General features: G+C 69.4%; 22 protein-coding genes. 6 read left to right on the forward strand and 16 right to left on the reverse strand.

Features of this window, described 5'->3' with window-relative positions; translation table 11 throughout:
* A partial coding sequence (locus ON27_RS16885) for a metallophosphoesterase family protein (protein WP_169334513.1) occupies positions 1–355 on the forward strand: 355 nt, incomplete at its 5' end.
* A complete protein-coding gene (locus tag ON27_RS16890; protein ID WP_043727644.1) occupies positions 352–684 on the forward strand; it encodes a YnfA family protein in 333 nt (110 codons plus the stop codon). The genes ON27_RS16885 and ON27_RS16890, both read left to right, overlap by 4 nt.
* A gap of 32 nt (positions 685–716) precedes the next feature.
* On the opposite strand, the gene ON27_RS16895 is transcribed toward ON27_RS16890, so the two are convergent.
* From ON27_RS16895 to ON27_RS16910, 4 genes are all read right to left on the reverse strand, one after another.
* Entirely contained in the window at positions 717–1,358 is a 642-nt protein-coding gene (locus tag ON27_RS16895; protein ID WP_043727692.1) for an NUDIX hydrolase, read from the reverse strand.
* Between the two features lie 68 nt (positions 1,359–1,426).
* Entirely contained in the window at positions 1,427–2,680 is a 1,254-nt protein-coding gene (locus ON27_RS16900; protein WP_043727696.1) for an adenylosuccinate synthetase, read from the reverse strand.
* 13 nt (positions 2,681–2,693) lie between these two features.
* A complete protein-coding gene (locus ON27_RS16905) occupies positions 2,694–3,641 on the reverse strand; it encodes a hypothetical protein (RefSeq protein ID WP_043727648.1) in 948 nt (315 codons plus the stop codon).
* 148 nt (positions 3,642–3,789) lie between these two features.
* Complete coding sequence (locus tag ON27_RS16910) at positions 3,790–4,299, reverse strand: winged helix-turn-helix transcriptional regulator (protein WP_043727651.1); 510 nt, start codon at positions 4,297–4,299, stop codon at positions 3,790–3,792.
* A 78-nt stretch (positions 4,300–4,377) separates the two neighbouring features.
* Here ON27_RS16910 and ON27_RS16915 point away from each other — a divergent pair, with 78 nt between their 5' ends.
* Both ON27_RS16915 and ON27_RS16920 read left to right on the forward strand, forming a co-directional pair.
* Positions 4,378–4,791 carry a nuclear transport factor 2 family protein gene (locus ON27_RS16915; protein WP_086007496.1) on the forward strand — a complete coding sequence of 138 codons (414 nt, stop codon included), beginning with the start codon at positions 4,378–4,380 and terminating at the stop codon, positions 4,789–4,791.
* Positions 4,792–4,800: 9 nt separating this feature from the next.
* The gene (locus ON27_RS16920) at positions 4,801–5,154 is read left to right on the forward strand and encodes an MmcQ/YjbR family DNA-binding protein (protein WP_043727654.1); all 354 of its coding nucleotides are present in this window, start codon (positions 4,801–4,803) and stop codon (positions 5,152–5,154) included.
* A gap of 7 nt (positions 5,155–5,161) precedes the next feature.
* On the opposite strand, the gene ON27_RS16925 is transcribed toward ON27_RS16920, so the two are convergent.
* From ON27_RS16925 to ON27_RS16955, 8 genes are all read right to left on the reverse strand, one after another.
* Entirely contained in the window at positions 5,162–6,751 is a 1,590-nt protein-coding gene (locus tag ON27_RS16925) for an ABC-F family ATP-binding cassette domain-containing protein (protein ID WP_043727656.1), read from the reverse strand.
* Positions 6,752–6,905: 154 nt separating this feature from the next.
* Positions 6,906–6,995: a hypothetical protein gene (locus ON27_RS46150; RefSeq protein WP_506330632.1), complete on the reverse strand. Its 90-nt coding sequence runs from the start codon at positions 6,993–6,995 to the stop codon at positions 6,906–6,908.
* Between the two features lie 304 nt (positions 6,996–7,299).
* Positions 7,300–7,872: an adenine phosphoribosyltransferase gene (locus ON27_RS16930; RefSeq protein WP_051046692.1), complete on the reverse strand. Its 573-nt coding sequence runs from the start codon at positions 7,870–7,872 to the stop codon at positions 7,300–7,302.
* Between the two features lie 37 nt (positions 7,873–7,909).
* On the reverse strand, positions 7,910–9,631 hold the full coding sequence (locus ON27_RS16935; protein WP_043727659.1) for an ABC transporter substrate-binding protein: 1,722 nt from the start codon (positions 9,629–9,631) through the stop codon (positions 7,910–7,912).
* An 18-nt stretch (positions 9,632–9,649) separates the two neighbouring features.
* Positions 9,650–10,885, reverse strand: a complete 1,236-nt coding sequence (secF, locus tag ON27_RS16940; protein WP_043727662.1) for a protein translocase subunit SecF — start codon at positions 10,883–10,885, stop codon at positions 9,650–9,652.
* 7 nt (positions 10,886–10,892) lie between these two features.
* On the reverse strand, positions 10,893–12,575 hold the full coding sequence (gene secD, locus ON27_RS16945) for a protein translocase subunit SecD (RefSeq protein ID WP_043727665.1): 1,683 nt from the start codon (positions 12,573–12,575) through the stop codon (positions 10,893–10,895).
* A 119-nt stretch (positions 12,576–12,694) separates the two neighbouring features.
* The gene (yajC, locus tag ON27_RS16950) at positions 12,695–13,063 is read right to left on the reverse strand and encodes a preprotein translocase subunit YajC (protein WP_043727669.1); all 369 of its coding nucleotides are present in this window, start codon (positions 13,061–13,063) and stop codon (positions 12,695–12,697) included.
* Between the two features lie 180 nt (positions 13,064–13,243).
* Complete coding sequence (locus tag ON27_RS16955; RefSeq protein WP_043727671.1) at positions 13,244–14,734, reverse strand: flavin-containing monooxygenase; 1,491 nt, start codon at positions 14,732–14,734, stop codon at positions 13,244–13,246.
* A 78-nt stretch (positions 14,735–14,812) separates the two neighbouring features.
* Between ON27_RS16955 and ON27_RS16960 the strand changes: the two genes are divergently transcribed.
* Positions 14,813–15,436 (forward strand): TetR/AcrR family transcriptional regulator, encoded by a 624-nt coding sequence (locus ON27_RS16960; protein WP_043727674.1) that lies wholly within the window; start codon positions 14,813–14,815, stop codon positions 15,434–15,436.
* Positions 15,437–15,587: 151 nt separating this feature from the next.
* A complete protein-coding gene (locus ON27_RS45390) occupies positions 15,588–16,151 on the forward strand; it encodes a DivIVA domain-containing protein (protein WP_051046693.1) in 564 nt (187 codons plus the stop codon).
* A gap of 30 nt (positions 16,152–16,181) precedes the next feature.
* Here the strand turns inward: ON27_RS45390 and ruvB are convergent, their stop codons facing one another.
* The 4 genes from ruvB to ON27_RS16985 form a co-directional block, all read right to left on the reverse strand.
* Positions 16,182–17,264, reverse strand: coding sequence for a Holliday junction branch migration DNA helicase RuvB (gene ruvB, locus ON27_RS16970; RefSeq protein ID WP_043727680.1), 1,083 nt, complete (start codon positions 17,262–17,264; stop codon positions 16,182–16,184).
* Between the two features lie 6 nt (positions 17,265–17,270).
* Positions 17,271–17,876, reverse strand: a complete 606-nt coding sequence (ruvA, locus tag ON27_RS16975; protein ID WP_043727682.1) for a Holliday junction branch migration protein RuvA — start codon at positions 17,874–17,876, stop codon at positions 17,271–17,273.
* Positions 17,873–18,442, reverse strand: a complete 570-nt coding sequence (gene ruvC, locus ON27_RS16980; protein ID WP_043727683.1) for a crossover junction endodeoxyribonuclease RuvC — start codon at positions 18,440–18,442, stop codon at positions 17,873–17,875. Before ruvC ends, ruvA begins: the two co-directional genes overlap by 4 nt.
* Before the next feature lie 81 nt (positions 18,443–18,523).
* On the reverse strand, positions 18,524–18,999 hold a 476-nt coding region (locus tag ON27_RS16985; RefSeq protein WP_306306952.1), incomplete at its 5' end, for an acyl-CoA thioesterase.

Genomic DNA, 18,999 nt, shown 5'->3' on the forward strand with positions numbered 1-18,999 from the left:
GCGCCGCGGTCCGCTGGACGCCCTGCGTCTGCGCCAGGCGCTCGACCTGATCGACTGCGACAACCGTGTCGCCCTGACGCATTTCGCGCCTGTCCTGGACACGCTGGCCGGTGAACCGCCCAGGATCTACCCGGGGCTCGGCTGCCATGAGCTGGCCGGAGCGGTCGACGCGGGCGGCGCGCTGCTCGCCGTCCACGGGCATGCCCACGGCGGCACGGAATTCGGGCGCACGCAGGGCGGAGTGCCGGTGCGCAACGTCTCCTATCCGGTCCTCGGGCGCAGCTACGCGGTCTACGAGGTCGTTCCGGGCGCGCGCCGTCCGGCCGGCACCGGCGCAGTACCGTCACCGCCATGACGGTCGCTCGCTCGCTGCTGCTGTTCGCCCTCGCCGCGCTCGCCGAGATCGGCGGCGCCTGGCTGGTCTGGCAGGGCTGGCGCGAGCAGCGCGGCGTGGTCTGGATCGCCGCGGGCGTCCTCGCTCTCGGCGCCTACGGCTTCGTCGCGACCTTCCAGCCGGACCCGCACTTCGGGCGCATCCTCGCTGCCTACGACGGTGTCTTCGTGGCGGGCTCGCTGGCGTGGGGCGTACTGGTGGACAAGTTCCGTCCCGACCGCTGGGACTACCTCGGCGCGGCGGTGTGCCTCGTCGGCGTGGCCGTCATCATGTACGCGCCACGTCGCTGATCCGAGTGCCCGCGATCGGCCGACCACCTCGACTACGCCATCGCATCCGCCTCTTCCACCCCGAATGCCCACACCGCGGCGGGCCGGCCGGTCGCTTTGACGCGACGCCGTTCGGTGGTGCGCGCCAAGCCGGGGATGGCCGCCAGGGTGCGGTTGAGGTTCGCGGGGTCGGGACGAGTTCCCGACAGCGCGGCCGTGGCCGCCACCGCCCTCGTCGCGGGGAACTCCGCGCCGAGCAGGGCGCGGGTGAACGGCAGGTCCTTCCACAGCAGCCGCGTCAGGACGCCGCGGGCCACCGCGACGATGCGATCGTGGTCGAACGCCAACTCGGGCACCTCGTCGAACCCGGTCCAGCGCGCCGGTCCCTCGTGCGGACCCACCACCGCCCACATAGCGATCGACAGCGTCGGTCCGCGCGGGTCTCGGTTCGGTTCGTCGAAGGTCACCAGCTGCCCCACCGACCCGATGGCGGCCTCCGGCACACCCAATTTGGTGCGCACCGCGCGCCGTGCCGCGACTGCCAGCCGCTCCCCTCGTCCGAGCAGCACACCGGGCAGGGCCAATCGCCCCGCGAACGGCTCCCGCGCGCGGGGGGCGATCCCGAACCGCACCGCACCGTCTTCGTCCCAGAACCGCAACGCCACGACATCCACCGACACAACGGACTGCTCCACGGCCACCCATCCTGCCCGACCGTCCGCCCGGCGCGTGGACCGTGTCACGGTGGGCCACCACGGATGAGTCACGCCGCGGCGGGATACGCCGTGCGGATGCGGTGCCGGCGGTCCGGGCCGTGACCGGTGAGGACGACCGGCACGCCCAATGTCCCGGCCAGCCACGGCACGGGGTCGGCGGGTAATTCGGCCAGGATCGGCTCGGCGCGCGACAACAAACCCGTCAGCTCTCGCTGGTGGTCCAAGTCCTGCCAGCGTCCGGCGCGCAGCGCGTCCACGACCACACCGCCCACGGTGTAAGCCGTGGCGGCGTACCGTGTGCCGGGCATGTCGAGGTGATTGACCGCCAGTCCGTCGACGCCGCCGCACACCTCGACGGCGTAGCGCAGCAGCACCGTGTCCATGTGCCCGAGACGGAACGCGCCTTGGTAGCGGCCCGCCGTATTGTGCGGCTCGGACAGGTCGAGGCCGGAATCCTCGGTTGGGAACGGACCGGCGCCGTGGCGGGTCTGATAGGTCCGGGTGACACCGAGCACGTAACCGGACGCGCCGATCGCGGCGAGCATGGCCCGCGCGTTGCGCGGCTCGACGGTCGACCACGTGGTGTGCGGATGGAACCCGCGCCACTCGTCGAGCAGAACGCCTTGGGCGCCTTCGAACACCACCCGGCCCCGCCGTGCGAACCGGGCCAGCTGATCGTCGCCCACGATGGCTACCGCCGCGGCGAACTCGCGGTACATCTCGACCAGATCGTCGATCGGTTCGTGACGATGGTCGCTCCCGGCGATCAGCGGCGCGTAGAACGCCGCGAGCGCCCGCAATTTGCGCCGCAGAATCAGGGGGTGCAGGCAATCCGACACCGTCGGGGCCGCGTGCGCGAGCGCGTATCCCGCGGTCTCGCCGATTCCGCGCCCGCACGAACCGTGCCGCGCGCGACCTCGCGCATCCTCGCGAGCACGGTTGGCGGCGATGTGGACGGGCGTGGTGAGCAACGCGCGCCCGTCGATCCGCAACAGCGACAGCGGGTCGCGGACGCCCAGCGCGGCCAGCCCGCGCGCCTCCGCCGCCAGCGCGATCGGCTCGACCAGCATGTGCCGCGACAGCAAGGTGGGCACGCCCGCGAACGTCCCCGATCCGAACTGCGCGAAGGTGTGCTGCCGCCCGTCGGTGATCACGTTGTGCGCCGCCTGCGCGCCGCCGTTGAACCGGACCACGGCGGCCACGTCGAATCCCGACTCGGGGGCGCAGAGCCAGTCGACCGTCGCTCCCTTGCCCGCGTCCCCGAAACCGAGATCCACCACGATGATGTGCGATCCGGCCATCGCCGGCCCGGTTTCAGCCACGGCCACGCGGCAACGCCCGCGGTCGCCCTCCGTCCGCGCCGAGCGCTTTGCCGACCGACGCGGCCTCGGCCACGGAGCCGACGTCGCGCAGGTCCGCCAGTCCGTCGGACAGGTCGACGCGCCCTTCCGCCAAGCCGATCGTCAGCGCGATGAGTTCGCACACCGCGGCCGGGTCGTCCAGGCGCAGGAAGTTCTGGCCGAGCAGCCCGCGCCAGTGCTCGGCGATCTCCGGGTCGTGGAAGTAGCTCGACTGGTCGGGGAGGATGTAGTGCACGTGCCAGCGTTCGGCGAGTTCGCGGTACACCGATTCCACCGAGATGTCCTGCCGCACACTGTCTCCGATGATCGCGCGGATGTGGCGGGAAGCCAGCCGCGGTTTGTTCAGCTCGTCGCCGATCAGGAACAGGTACCCCTTCTTGCGCCGCTTCTCCCAAGCGTCGGTCGCGATGCGCGTCGCCAGGAAATAGGCGGCCAGCTCGTAGCTTTCGGACTTCTGCCCTCCGCCGCCGCCCTCCAGGAAGACGGCGCGCAGCTGCTCGTCCATCCGGTTGTCGGATTCGAACTGACCGATCTGGAGCGGCACACGGTCGGTATCCGCGTCCCCGATGGCGCCGAACAGGATCTGCGGATCCTCCGCATATCCCTTGCGCCGCAACACCCCGTGCAAGGTGCCCAACTTGTCCTGCATGATCCGGGGCACCCGGCCCATCGACCCGGTGACGTCGAACAGCACGGCGATGGGCAGCGAGTTGCCGTGCTCGGCCGAATCCCGGCATTCGCGCACCGTGACCCCGAGCGGGTCCAGCATCGGATGCGCCCGCCAATTCGCGTGCGACTCGGCCCGCAGCTGGGCGGTGTAACCGAAATCATCGAGGCCGCGGGCGGCGCGGAAGGTTTTGGCGGCGTGGTAAGCCGAGTCGTCCCAGTGTCCGTATCCCAAGTGATCACGTCCTCTCTTTGTTTTAGTCTATCCGACCAAAACATGGGCGGTCAAGGGGCGCCGGCGCTCGACCGGCGGGGAGCGCGCACACCGGCACCACTCGCGGATTCCCGCGTCGACACGGTTCGGCGCTGCGGGGAATCCCGGATCAGCCGGCGTCGCCTCCGGCTTCGAGCAAGCCGCCGATCAGCATCGTTCCCGGCCCCGGCCGGCCACCCGGACCGGGCAGCCACCGAACGTCGTCCGCGGTGAGCGGCTCGCCGCATTCCCGGCACACCACCACACCGGAAGTCGCTCGCCCGCACCCCCGATGGACCACGACGGCGGGCGGACCTTCAGTGCCTGCCAGCCATTTGTCACCCCAGGTGATCAACATCGTGAGCACCGGATACAGGTCACGCCCACGTTCGGTGAGCAGGTACTCGTAGCGGACCGGATTCGACTGATAGGCGCGCTTTTCCACGATGCCGTGCTCCTGCAGGGCGTCCAGGCGAGCGGCGAGCACGTTGGACGCGATGCCCAGATCGCGCCGGAGATCCTCGAAGCGGCGCAGCCCGACGAACAGGTCGCGCAGGATCAGCGGCGTCCAGCGCTCGCCGATCGCGTCGACCGTGCGCGCGATCGAGCAGACGATGTCGGAAAAGGCGGCCTTGGGCATCCGCCCAGTCTAGTCCGTTGCTTTTCGCAAGTGACTTGCGTTAGGTTCGGATCGATCGACGAGCGAAGGGGTGAGCACATGTCCGAGACGATCGCCGAATTCCGCAGAGCGACCGAGACGGGTGACATCGACGCGTTGACCAGGGTCTTGGCGCCCGACGCCGAGCTGGTCTCGCCGCTGTCGGGCCGGCTGGTGTTCCGCGGCCGAGACGACCTGCGCGTACTGCTCTCGGCGGCCTACGGCAGTCTCACCGGCCTGCGCTGGACCGAGGAGATCGGCGAGGGCGCGCGGCGCGTCCTGCTCGCCGGCGCCACGATCGGACCGTTCCGGCTGACCGAAGCACTGGTGCTCGGACTCGATGAACAGGGCCGCATCCGCACGTTGCAGCCACACCTGCGGCCCTGGCTCACCTCGACCTATCTCGCCCTGCGGCTGGCGCCCGGCCTGCTGAGACATCCCGGCGTCCTGCGGCGGGCGGCCCGCCCCGCGTAGGCTGCCCGGGTGGACCCGCTCGCCCGCACTCGCGCGATCTGCCTGGAACTACCGGAGAGCACCGAACGGCCCAGCCACGGCTCGCCCACCTTCTTCGTGCGCGCGAAGACCGCGTTCACGTACTTCATGGAGGACAGGCACCGGGAGCCGGGCGCGACGATCTGGTGCCCGGCCCCCGCGGGCGTGCAGGCCGAGCTGGTCGCCGCCGAAGCCGCCCGGTTCTTCGTACCGCCCTATGTCGGGCATCGCGGCTGGATCGGGGTACGCCTGGACGTCGAACCCGATTGGGACGAAGTCGCCGAGATCGTCCACGACGGTTACCGTGTGGTAGCCCCGAAGCGGCTGGCAGCGCTGCTGGACTGACGGCGCGTCAGGTCACCGATGACTCCTCCAACCCCTCGGCGGTGAGCTCGAGGCGCCGGGTCACCCCGATGTCGTCGAGGAAGCGCGGGTCGTGACTGACCACGATGAGCGCGCCCTCGAAGCCGGCCAGCGCCTGGGTGAGGTGTTCCAGGCTGGGCAGGTCCAGGTTGTTGGTCGGCTCGTCCAGCAGGAGCAACCGAGGTGCCGGATCGGCCAGCAGCAACATGGCCAGCGCCGCGCGCAGCCGCTCGCCGCCGGACAGCGCTGCGGCCGCGACATCGGCGTCCGTGCCGCGGAACAGGAACCGGGCCAGCTGTGCCCGGATCCGTTCCGCCGACGCGTGCGGCGCCGCACCGGCCACGTTCTCGAACACCGAGAGCCGCTCGTCGAACACGTCCAGCCGCTGTGGCAGCATGCGCCAGGGCACCCTCGGCCCCTCCTGCGCGATGCGCCGCAGCAGCGTCGTCTTGCCGACGCCGTTGCGGCCGGTCAGCGCGATCCGCTCGGGACCGGAAACCCGCAGGGTCACCGTCGGTCCGCACGCCAGCTCGACTCGGTCCAGCTCGAGCACCTCCTGGCCGGGATACAGCCGGGTATCCGGTAGCTCCACCCGGATCTCCCGATCGTCGCGCAACAGCTCCTTGGCCTGCTCGAGCTGTTCCTTGGCGGTGTCGAGCTTCTCGATGTGGTTGTTGCGCAGCTTGCCCGCCGACACCTGCGCCTGCCGTTTGCGTTCGCTCATGATGATTTTCGGCTCCCGCTTCTGGTCCCACATCTTCTGCCCGTACCGCTGCCTGCGGTCCAGCTTGATGCGCGCCTCGACGAGTTCGCGCGCCTGCTTGCGAACGTCGCTGCGCGCCTCGCGGATCGCCGCGCGAGCCGCTTCCTGCTCCGCGGCGACGATCCGCTCGTACTCGCTGAAATTCCCGCCGAACAACCGGAGTTCGCCGTGCCGCAGCTCCGCGATGGACGTCATCCGCTCCAGCAGCTCACGATCGTGGCTGACCGTCAGCACCGTGCCGGGGAACTGCCCGACCACCTCGTAGAGCCGTGCGCGAGCCACCTGATCCAGGTTGTTCGTCGGTTCGTCCAGCAACAGCACGTCGGGTTCGGCGAGCAGCTCGGCGACCAGTCCGAGCAGCACCGTCTCACCGCCGGACAGGGTGTCCAGGGTGCGGTCGAGCTGCCGCACCGAATCGGCGACGTAGTGCAGGCCGAGCCGGGCCAGCAACGCCAAGGCTCGTTCCTCGACGTCCCAGTGATTGCCGACCAGGTCGAAGTCGGTGTCACTGCCCGCCCCGGATTCGATGCGATGCAACGCCTTTCGCAACGGGGCGATGCCGAGCACCGTGTCGACGCGCTGACCCGCGCCCAGGCCGATGTCCTGGCGCAGATACCCGAGATGTCCGGTGACCGTGACGGACCCGCGAGCGGGCTGCAACTCCCCCGCGATCAACCGCAGCAGCGTGGATTTCCCCGCGCCGTTTCCGCCGACCAGGCCGATGTGACCGGGACCGAGGACCGCGTCGAGCCCCTCGAAAACGGGGGTGCCGTCCGGCCAGCCGAAAGTGAGATCGGAAAAAGACAGATTGGTCATGCCAAGCTCCTGGAGGTTGCGACGAAACACGGCGCGCGAAATGCGGGCCGCACGTGTGGCTACCTCAGAAGAGCAACGGCAGAACTCCGATCAACGGCAATAAGACCTGTACAGGTTAAACACAACTGCGGCGGCTGCGCCAGTGCAATTCCGCTCACACTTCCGCGTCGGCAATGGCGCTGCCCGCGATTCCCGCGATGATCCGGCCGTCGGCGGAGAACACGACATCCTCCGGTCCGCTCACGACGCGCCGATGCGGGCAGATAGGGCTTTCCACAGGGAGCGCAGGGGTCGCCTCGTCCAACTGCCCCGCAGCTGCCGCGCCTGCGCACCGGACTCGCTTCGAGTCGCTCAACCAGATCGCGGTTCGGGAACAGCTCAGGCTCGAAGTGGCTGGGGCAGGCGCGCGTCAACGCCCAACTCGCATTCGACGGAGCGGAGCCACGAAAGTCCTTGCGGCAAGGGCTGGTTCGGCGATCTCCGGAGCATCGGGTTCCCGCCACGCGAAGACCGGCGCGAGCGACGCGCCGGCTCGGCCCGTAACGGATTCAGAGCTCGACGATCGACGTCAGCGGGTAGTCACCCTGCCGTGCGCGCCCGCCGAGGAAGCTCAATTCCAGCACGACCGCCGCGGCGGCCACTTCCGCGCCCGCCTGCTTGAACAGCTCGGCCGCGGCGGCGAGAGTGCCGCCGGTGGCCAGGACGTCGTCCAGCAGCAGAACGCGGCGACCCGACAGGTCGATGCCGTCGGCGGGAATCTCCAACGCGGCGGTGCCGTACTCGAGGCTGTACTCCCGGCTGATCACCGGCGGCGGCAGCTTGCCCGCCTTGCGGACAGCGAGCACGCCGGTGCCGAGGGACGCGGCGACACCGGCGCCGAGCAGGAAGCCGCGGGCGTCGACGCCCGCCACCAGATCGGCGTCGGGCGCGCACGAGGCCAGGCAGTCGACCACCGCGCGGAAGCCTTCGGCGTCGGCGAACACCGGGGTGAGATCAGCGAAACGAACACCGGCGGTGGGGAAGTCGTCGTGCCAACGGGTCAAACGGTCGACCACCTCGGCGGCTTTGGTGGTCCGTTCGGCCGCCACGTCCGCGGATTCGATCGCCGCGTGCTTGCTCATCGACACCTCTCCATGATCACATCACCCACACCGTCTGTCACCGCTCGAGCACCCACCGGTCCATGTTCCAGCCGGATCCGGCCTGGTTGGGGGCGGCGATCCCATTGCGCAGCCCCTTACCGAAGGCGATCGTGCGCGGGGTGGCGAACAACGGGATGCTCGGCAGCTCCGCCCACAGCAGGTTCTCGGCCTCGATGAGCAGATTCAGCTGCGCGCCCGAGTTGTCCTCGGCCGCGAGCTGATCGGTGATCGCATCGTAGCGGCCGTTGCCGAAGCGACCGACATTCAGCCCGCTACCGGTGCGCAACGCACTCGTCGCGGTGACTCCCGGGAGCGAGCCCGCCGGACCCGGCGCCGACCCGGTGCTGCCAAGCACGGCGTCCACCTTGCCCTCGGCGAGCCGGACGGGCGTGAAGTCGGGCGAACCGGCGTCCACCACGGTGATGCCCGCCGGCTTGCAGGCATCGGCGATCATCGCGACGGTCTGCGCGCGGCGATCGTCCGGAGCCAGGTAACCGATGCGGACGGTCGGGTTCGGCGCACCGGAGGCCGCCACGGCCCTGGTCGCGTTCGCCACGTCGCCGCCGGAGTACTTGTTCGACGCGGCGATGACCGCCGGGTAGAACAGCGCGTCCTGCTGCACGACGTGCGCGTTGAGCGGGCCGGAGCCGAGCCCCGTCTTCGGCGCGTCCGGCACCTTGCCCAGATTGTCGAACAGCGTCTGTCGCGGCAGGCACAGCGCGAACGCCCGGCGCGCCTCGACCGAGGAGAACACTCCGCCGGTGGTCAGCACCAACTGCTCGGCGCCCCGGCCGGGCACGGTCTGCACCGAGAAGCCCCCCAGGCTCAGGTCTTTCACCGAGTTCGCGCCGATGTCGAGTACGCCGACCGCGTTCTCGCCGACCTTCTTCTTCAAGTCGAAAGTCTTCGGCCACACCACGATCCGCCCGGTCGCCGGCTTGTTGCCCCACCACCGCTCGTTGGCCACCAGCACCAGACCGTCCGTGCTGCCGAAGGATTCGATGCGGTAGGGGCCCGAGGACGGGAACCGGGTCAGGTCCAGCTTGCCGTCGGCCGAGATGAGCCACCCGGTGTTCCAGAACTCCGCGATCCGGCCCAGGGCGCTCGGATCGCCGGTCTGCAACGCCGACACGACGTTGGGCACGTTCGCCACACGAGCCGCGACGTGGGCAGGCATCAGCTCGCCCGCCGTGAACAAGTTGCGCCACGGCTGGTAACGCCGACCGGGCCGGAACACCACCGTGGCATCCCGGGAGCCGGGCTGGCAGTCGACCCGCTCGATGTCGGCGTAGCCGCTGGTGCTCGCGGCGTCGAAGAGCGGAACGGTTCCCCGGTCACCCGGTTTGGTGTACCGCCCGCTGCGGGCCGCCCAGGCCAGCACCAGATCGTCACACGAAGTCGGCACGCCGTCGGAATACACGCCGTCCGGGTTGAGCCGGTACTGAATGGTCTGCGACTCGCCCGGCACCTCCTTGGCGGTGCCGAAATCGGTGTCGGCGACCTGCTGGCCGTCCGGACCGGTGTAGAAGAAGCCGGTGAGCACACGGGAGAACACCGCGGGCGAGCCGGAACTCGCCCCTAGCGTGCTACCGCCGTTGTAGGTGGCGATGGTGGCATCGGTCGCGTAACCGATGGAGGGCACCTGGTTCTTGCTGGAGCAGCCGACCATCAGCCCGGCGGCCACCGTGCCCGCAACGAGCGCTCCGATCAGACGTACCGCCCTGCGTGGCTGTCGCATCAAACCCCCTGCCTGGTGTCAGTTCCGCCTCTTGTGCCGTTTTCCGCTCGGGCGCGCGCCCGGCCGCGGCGTCTGCCCGGCCGGACGCTGCCGGCGCGGAGTCTCCTCGACGTCCCGTCCCGCCGCCATGCCGGCCCGGCGCTCGGCCGCGATGCCCGCGCGGGCGCTCGCCGCACCTGCCCGCTTGGCCAGCACCTTCTTGGTGTGCGCCGCCACCGGTCCCCACCGCTCTTTGATCGAGACCAGCAGCGGAGTCGCGAAGAAGATCGAGGAGTACGTGCCGACCAGCAGACCGACCAGCTGCACCAGCGCCAGGTCCTTGAGGGTTCCGACGCCCAGCATCCAGACCGCGATGACCATCAGGCCGACGATCGGCAGGATGCCGATCAGAGCGGTGTTGATCGATCGCATGAGCGTCTGGTTCACCGCGAGGTTGGCCTGCTCACCGTAGGTGCGTCTGGTCAGGTGCAGGATACCGTGGGTGTTCTCCTCGACCTTGTCGAACACGACGACCGAGTCGTAGAGCGAGAAGCCGAGAATGGTCAGGATGCCGATCACCGTCGCCGGGGTGACCTCGAAACCGACGAGCGAGTACACGCCCGCGGTGACGCTGACGTCGAACGCCATCGCCGCCAGCGCCGCGAGCGCCATGTGCGGCTCGAAGCGGACCGCGATGTAGACCGCGACGAGCACGAGGAACACCGCGAGCGCGATGAGCGCCTTGCGGGTGATCTGACTGCCCCAGGTCTCGCTGACGTCCGAGGTGCTGATCGCCGCCAGGCTGGGGTTCCCGGATTTGTCTTTCGGCTGGAACTCCGCGAACAACGCGTTGTTCACCGCCTCCACCTGCCGCTGGTCCAGCGCCTCGGAACGGATCAGCATGGTGGCCGACCCGCCCGTGCCGACGGTCTGCACCGAAACCGGGTCGGTGCCGATGGCACTGCGGTAGACGTCCTCCACCTCGGTGGTGGTCGCGTTCCCGGCGGGGAACTGGATGCGCGAACCGCCCTCGAAGTCGATGCCGAAGTTGAAGCCGCGGAAGATGATGCTGCCCAGCGAGATGAGCACGATCACGGCGGTGATGAGATACCACATCCGGCGCTTGCCGATGACGTCGACCGCGCCCGTACCGGTGTAGAGGCGGTTGAAGAAGCTGTGCTCGGAGGGCCGCGACTCGGTGACCGCCTCGAACACGTCGGTGATCTCGGTGGCGCCCGGCTTGTCGAGCGAGGGGGTGGTGTGGCTGTTGGTCATCGCGTCCTCACGCCTTCCCGAGGGCGGCCGCGGCCGCCTTCCGCTCGCGGGCGACCTGCTGGATCGCGCCGAGGCCGTTCACCGACGGCTTGGACCAGAACGCCGTCCGGGAGGCGAGCAGCACCAGCGGCGAGGTGACCAGGAACACCACCACCACGTCGAGGATGGTGGTGAGACCGAGGGTGAACGCGAAGCCCTTCACCTGGCCGACGGCCAGGACGTACAGCACGGCCGCCGCGATGAAGCTGACGGCGTTGCCGGACAGGATGGTCCGGCGGGCGCGCTGCCAGCCGCGCGGCGCCGCGGAACGGAAACTGCGGCCCTCGCGCATCTCGTCCTTGATGCGTTCGAAGAACACCACGAACGAGTCGGCGGTCATACCGATGCCGATGATCAGACCGGCGATGCCTGCCAGGTCGAGCGTGAAGCCGATCCAGCGCCCGAGCAGCACCATGATGCCGTAGACGGCCAAGCCGGAGGCCACCAGCGACAAGCCGGTGACGAAACCGAGCATCCGGTAGTAGACGAGGCAGTAGAGCAGCACCACCGCCAAGCCGATCGCACCGGCCAGCAAGCCTGCCTTCAGCGACGAGAGGCCGAGCGTGGCGGAGACCGTCTCGGCCTCGGAGGTCTGGAACGACAGCGGCAGCGAGCCGTACTTCAGCGTATTCGCCAGTTCCTTCGCCGACGTCGCGGTGAAGTTGCCGGAGATCTGGGTGCGGCCGCCCTGCTGCGGGCCCTGCTGCACGACCGGCGCGCTGACCACCCTCGAGTCGAGCACGAAGGCGACTCGCTTGTAGACGTACTCGCCGGTGAGCGCCGCCCACGCGTCGCTGCCGCCGGACTTGAAGTCCAAGTAGACCTCGTGCCTGGCCTGCTGCTGGTTCAGACCCGAGGTGGCGTCCTTGATCTCCTGGCCGTCGATGCGGCTCTTGTCCAGCAGGAAGACCTCGGTGCCGTCGGTCGAGCAGGTCACCAGCGGCAGCGCCGGGTCGTCGTTGCCGGTGAGCGGATCGGCCTTCGCGCAGTCCAGGGTGGCCAGCGCGGTCTGCTGCACAGCCGGGTCGGTGCTCTGCCGCACCGCCTTGGCCGCCTGGATCTCCCTGGTGGCCTCTTCGGTGGGCGTCAGGTTGGGTTCGGTCGGCGGCTGGGTCGGCTGCTGGGCGGGGAACACCCGCTGCTGCGGAACGGGCTGCGTCGCCTCTGTCGTCTCCGGCGTCGCGGGCTGCGTCGCTTCCGGCGTCTCCGGTTGCGCGGCGGGCGCGGGTTGCGTTCCCGGCGTGGTCTGCGGGGTCGCACCCCGCCCGGTGGCGGGCACGGCCTGCAGCACGGGACGGATGTAGAGCTTGGCGGTCGTGGCCAGCGCGCGCGCCTGCTGGCCGTCGTCGCCGGGCACGGTGATCACGATGTTGTCGCCGTCGATGACGACTTCCGACCCGCCGACGCCGAGCCCGTTCACCCGGTTCTCGATGATGTCCTGCGCCTTCTTCAGGCTGTCCTGGCTCGGCTTGCTGCCGTCCGGCGTGCGCGCGGACAGCGTGACCCGCGTGCCACCCTGCAGGTCGATGCCGAGCTTGGGCGTCGGGGACTTGTCACCGGTGAAGAACACCAGCGCATAGACCACGGCCAGCAGCGCGGCATAGACGCCGAGCAGCCGGAGCGGGTGCGCCGATCCTTGGGAGGGTGGCACAGTACGTCATCTCCTAGGCGGGAAGTCGAGGATGGAACGAGCAGGCAGGCGCCAGCTGCGCCGGGTGCGCGGACGGAGGGCCGCGGCGACATCCGGCGAGCGGGGCACAACCGGAACGATCAGTCCTTGGTCAGGCGGGTCTCGGTCTGCTCGGTGGATTCCTCGACCGCGGCGGTCGCGTCCGAGTCGTCCGAGTTCGTGGCATCCGCGCCGGTCGCGTCGGTGTTCACCGCGTCGTCGGTGCGCACCTCACGGATGGCCTGACGCAGCCACGTGGTGACCACGTCCTCGGCGATCTCGAGGTCGACCGTGGTGTCGTCGAGTTCGACCACGGTGCCGTACAGACCCGACGTGGTGATGACCTGATCGCCGATCTTCAGGTTGTCCTGCATGCTCGCGACCTTCTCGGCCTCCCGCTTCTGACGGCGGACACCGAGGAACATCGGCACGAGCAGGGCTACCAGTAGCAGCGGAAACAGCAGTTCCATCGTCGAAGTCAGTCCCTAGTGTTGTGGATGGGATGGACAAGTACCCACACAGTCTGCCAGTTCGTCGCGCGGACGCCACACCCGCACACCCGCTGGACAGCCACAACTTCCCCGCACACGCCGACTCGCCCGCCGGAACACGCTCCGGCGGGCTGACTCGTGTGCGATGTGACCCGCGGGTCAGGCGGTCTTGCCGTAGACGTAGTCGTCCAACGGGAAGCTGACCGCTTCGCGGTGCGCGTTGAGTGTGCTGGTCGGCCGCAACAGGGCGGCCTCGCCGTGCTGGTTGAAGTAATAGCTGCGCGCGGTGGCGCAGTCGCCGCCGTAGAAGACCGACGAACCGAGCTTGGCGGTGACTCGTTCCAGGAACGCCGCGTTGGCCCGCTCGGTGACCTCGAACGTGTGCTCGCCCCGCCTGCGCAGCTCGCCGAACAATCGGCCCATGTGCTTCATCTGCGCCTCGATGGTGGTGAAGTACGACAGACCACTGTAGGAGTAGGGGCTGTTGAGGCTGAGGAAGTTGGGGAACTTCGGCACCGTGATGCCCTCGTAGGCCTGGAAACGGTTGTCCCGCCAGAACTTTCCGAGATTCACGCCGTCGCGTCCGATGATCTCGATGGCCGGGAAGTTCACGTCCCAGAGGTTGAAGCCGGTGGCCAGGATCAGCGTGTCGATCTCGGTCTTGTGCCCGTCGGCGGTGACGATGCCGTCCGGCTCGACGCGCTCGATCGCGTTGGTCTCCAGGCGCACGTGCGGCTGGTTGAACGTGGTGAAGTAGTGGTTGGAGAAGGTCGGCCGCTTGCACCCGAAATCGTAGTGCGGCGTCAGCTGCCTGCGCGTCTGCTTGTCGCGCACGGACGCCCGCAGATGCGCCTTGGCCAGCGCGGCCGCCCCCTTGTTCATCAGCTTGGCCTGCTTGAAGTGCAGCACCCCGACCACCATCAGTGCCTCCAGCAGGCTGGTGTTGACCAGCCGCGCGGCCTTCTGCGTGGCGGGAACCCGTTCGAAGAGCTTCCGCACCGGCACGGGGATCGCGGTGTCGATCTTCGGGACGACCCAGATGGGAGTGCGCTGGAACACCGTCAGTGCCTGCGCTTTCCGCGCCACCTCGGGCACCAGCTGCACGGCGGTGGCGCCGGTGCCGATGACGGCGGCCCTGCGGCCGGCGAGGTCGAAGTCGTCCTGCCACGCGGTGGTGTGGATGATCTTGCCCTGGAACGAATCGATGCCGGGGAACGGCGGAGTGTAGGGCTGGGAGAGGAACCCGGTCGCGGTGAGCAGGTACCGGCCGGTGATGGTCTCCCCGCCCGCGATGGAGACGACCCACTGCTGCTGCTCGTCGTCCCAGCGCGCGCCGTCGACGAGGGTACCGAAGCGCATCCGGCGGCGCAGGCCGTACTTCTCGGCTACGTGCTCGGCGTACTTCTTCAGTTCCGCGCCCGGCGCGAACAGCCGCGACCAGTGCGGATTCGGCTCGAACGAGTAGGAGTAGGTGACCGATGCGATGTCGACCGCCAGACCCGGATAGTGGTTGACGTGCCAGGTGCCGCCGAGATCGTCCTCCCGCTCCAGGATGACGTAATTGCTCAGACCGAGCCGATCGAGCTCTATGCCCGCCCCCATGCCCCCGAACCCCGCACCGACCACGACCGCGTCGTATTGAGGCGCCACACCGAACCTCCTGCTAGCTGAACCACATATCACGGAATGACGCATCATTCCGCTTGTGACGACTGTATCATCGGCTAGGTGACGAAGCCATCCACGCGTGCCGAGCGACGGAAAGCCGAACTGCGCCAGGAGATCATCGACACCGCATTCGTCTGTTTCGCCGAAAAGGGCTATCACGCCACCGGCATCGCCGACATCGCGGGGCATCTAGGCATCGGGCACGGCACCTTCTACCGGTACTTCAGCAACAAGCGCGACATCATCGACCACGTGATCGACGATCTGGCCGCGCGCATCATCGCCGCCCTCGGCACCGAGAACGCCCCGGACGCGGCCACCACCCTGGACGAGTACCGCGCCCAGATCGACCGCATCGGCGGCGCGCTCACCGAGATCCTGCTCGCCGACCGCAGGGTGGCCCAGCTGCTGCTGTTCCACGCCACCGGCATCGATGACGAACTCACCCAGCGGCTGTACGGACTGCTCGACACCGCCGACGCGCTCACCGCGGGCTATCTCGACCACGGTGTCGAGCTGGGCTACCTGCGCGCCGACCTGGACACCCGCAACACCGCGCGCGCGGTGACCGGCATGCTGATCGCGGGCATCGTGCACTCGCTGCGGGAACCGGACGAGGCCGAGATCGCCGGACTCAACCAGGCGATCCGCCGTTTGCTCGTGGACGGCGTTCGCAAGGATTGAGCGGCCCGGCAATCCCCCTGACACCACCACCGGGCGCTAGGGTGAGGCGCACTGATCCGACGCTTCGCCAGGGGGACGGCCCTTGTTCGCAAAAGGCCAGGGAAATCCGAAACTTTCCTTCCGAGCGGTCCGGCGCGCCGAGCCTGACAGAATGTCGCCTGTGACCCCGGAGGACGTGCGCCGCATCCGATTCGCGGCGCCGACGCTCGGGCATCGCGGTTACCACGCCGACGAGGTGGATGCCTTCCTCGAACTCGTCGCCGCGACCCTGGCCGGACAGGGCGCGCTCGCCGCGGACGAGCTGCGCCGGGTCAGCTTCGACCCGCCCCGCCTCGGGCAGCGCGGCTATCGCGCCGACCAGGTCGACGAATATCTCGATCAGCTGCGCACCGAGCTGGAGTTCCGGCAGCGCGGCGTCCGGCCGGTACCTGCCGCGAACGGCAACGGCCATCCCATGCTCACCCCTGACGACGTGCGTCGCATGCGCTTCACCCAGGCCCCGGTCGGGCGGCGCGGATACAACGAGGAAGAGGTGGGCGCGTTTCTCGACCTGGTCGCCGCGACCCTCGCGCACGGCGGCCCGGGCAGCCTGACCATCGACGACGTCCGGACCGTTCGCTTCACCGAGGCCCGCCTCGGCACTCGCGGCTATCAACGCGACGAGGTCGACGCTTTCCTCGACCTGGTCGCGGCCGCACTGCGCCATCGCTACTGACCGGCTACCCGGTCGCGCCGACGGCGCGGTTCATTCGAAGAGGTCGAGGGTGGGATGCGGCTCGCGACCGCGCACTTCGATGGAGCCGAAGACGAGGTCGGGCGGTGGAACCAGGCCGAGGTGCTCCCAGGCGGCAGCCGTGGCCACCCGGCCACGGGGAGTGCGCGCGACCATGCCCGCGCGCACCAGGAACGGTTCGCATACCTCTTCGACGGTCGCGGCCTCCTCCCCCACCGCCACGGCGAGGGTGGACACCCCGACCGGGCCGCCGCCGAAACTGCGGACGAGCGCGTCGAGCACCGCCCGGTCGAGACGGTCGAGACCGAGCACGTCCACGTCGTAGACCTCCAGCGCGGCCTGCGCGATGGGGCGGGTGATCCGGCCGTCGGCACGCACCTCCGCGTAGTCGCGGACCCGGCGCAGCAGCCGGTTGGCGATGCGGGGCGTGCCGCGCGAGCGGCCCGCGATCTCGGCCGCCGCCTCCTCGTCGATGACGACGCCGAGGATGTGCGCCGAACGTTGCAGGATGCGCAGCAGCTCCCCCGGCTCGTAGAAGTCCATGTGCCCGGTGAAACCGAAGCGGTCGCGCAGCGGGCCCGTCAGCGCCCCGGACCTGGTGGTGGCGCCGACCAGGGTGAACGGCGCGATATCCAAGGGAATGGAGGTGGCTCCCGGCCCTTTGCCGACGACCACGTCCACCCGGAAGTCCTCCATCGCCAGGTAGAGCATCTCCTCGGCGGGACGGGCCATCCGGTGGATCTCGTCGATGAACAGCACGTCGCCCTCGACCAGGTTGCTGAGCATGGCGGCGAGGTCCCCCGCCCGCTCCAGCGCGGGACCCGAGGTGATCCGCAGGGCGGTGCCCAGTTCCGTGGCGATGATCATCGCCATGCTGGTCTTGCCGAGACCCGGCGGGCCGGAGAGCAGGACGTGGTCCGGCGTGCCGCCGCGCTGTTTGGCGCCGCGCAGCACCAAGGCGAGCTGTTCGCGCACCCGGGGCTGGCCGATGAAATCGTCCAGCGACTTCGGGCGCAGACTGGCCTCGATCTCGCCGTCGGACTTCAGATAGCTCGCGCTGACCTGGGATTCGGGGGGTTCGTCGTGGTGGTCCATGACGCCTTACCTGTTCTTGCCGAGCAGGCCGAGCGCGGCGCGCAGGGCAGCGGAGGTGTCGGCGGTCGGCTGGTCGGCCAGCACCGCGTCGATCGCCTGTTCGGCCTGCTTGGCGGCGAAACCGAGACCGACGAGCGCCTCGGTGACCTGATCGCGCACCGGCGTGCCCACCGCGACGGACGTCGATCCGGGCGCACCGGAGGGCACCGGAACGAGATTCACCTTGTCCCGCAGTTCCACCACCATGCGCTCGGCGCCGCGCTTGCCGATGCCGGGCACCCGGGTCAGCGCCGTCACGTTGCTCTCGGCCAGCGCTTTGCGCAGCGCCTCGGGCTCCAGGACCGCCAGTACCGCCATCGCGAGGCGAGGGCCGACGCCGGAGACGGTTTGCAGCAGACCGAACAGGTCGCGGGCCTCCGTGTCGGCGAAACCGTAGAGCGTCATCGAGTCCTCGCGGACGATCATCGCGGTGTAGAGCCTGATCTCCTCGCCGCGGGTCAGCCCGGCCAGGGTGGACGGGGTGGCGTTGAGCCGGTAGCCGACGCCGGCCGCCTCGATCACCGCGTGGTCGAGGGCGATCTCGAGCACCTCACCGCGTACCGACGCGATCACCCGCGCACCGCCTTCCGTTGTTCGGCCAGCCGTTCGATGTACCGGCGCTGCGCCGCGGCCGCCGTGGCCTCCGCCGCGGCCATCCGTTCCAGCAGCGGCGCCCGCCAACAATGGCAGATCGCCAGCGCCAGCGCATCCGCCGCGTCCGCCGGTCTGGGCGCGGCCGGCAGGGCGAGGATGCGGGTGACCATCGCGGTGACCTGCTTCTTGTCCGCGCTGCCGTTGCCGGTGACCGCTGCCTTGACCTCGCTCGGTGTGTGGAAGGCGACCGGGATCCCACGGCGTGCCGCGGCCAGCGCGATCACTCCGCCCGCTTGCGCGGTGCCCATGGCGGTACGGACATTGTGCTGGGCGAAGACGCGTTCGACGGCGACGGCCCCCGGCCTGTAGGCGTCCATCCAGCGTTCGGCGGCGTCGGCCACCGCGAGCAGGCGATGGGCCAGATCCATGTCACCGGGCGTGCGCACCACGTCGACGTCCACGGCGGTGACCTTCCGCCCCGACCCGCCGTCGACGATGCTGAGGCCGCATCGGGTGAGTCCGGGGTCGACGCCCATCACCCGCACGACAACCCCTCTCCCGGACACGAACAATTGTTCGAGAGTCTAGCGGAGTCTTGCCCTTTCGCCGTCCAGCGACACGGTGGGCTATCCGCCGAGCACCGCCGCTCGTCCCGAAACGCCCGGCAAACCCAGCAACTCCGGATGCTTCGCGCGCGCCGCCCACTGTCGCGCGGGATCTGCGATCAAGCGCCGGGCAGTCAGATCGAGCAAGCCGCTGACGTTGGTCACCGTCGCGGCTACCACCCCGTCGGGCCGGGTCAGGACGTGCTCGACCCGATAGGTCTTGCCCTGCCCCCACTGCCATGCGCACGACACGTCCACCGTGTCGCCACCGCGTAGTTCGCGTTGGAAGCGAAGCACGGTCTCCAAGTTGACCGGCCCGAGACCCGACGCGATCAGTTCGTCGACCGAGACGCCGGCCGCCTGGACGCACGCGAACCGCGCATGGTCGGCGAATTGGTGATAGGCCGCGCCGGTGACGTGCAACTGCGGGTCCAGATCGGACACCCGGACTTCGATGCGGGTACTGAACGACACGGGGCGACTATGCCAGCAGGCAC

It is taken from the genome of Nocardia asiatica NBRC 100129 (assembly GCF_000308415.1).
GTDB classification, from domain to species: Bacteria; Actinomycetota; Actinomycetes; order Mycobacteriales; family Mycobacteriaceae; genus Nocardia; species Nocardia asiatica.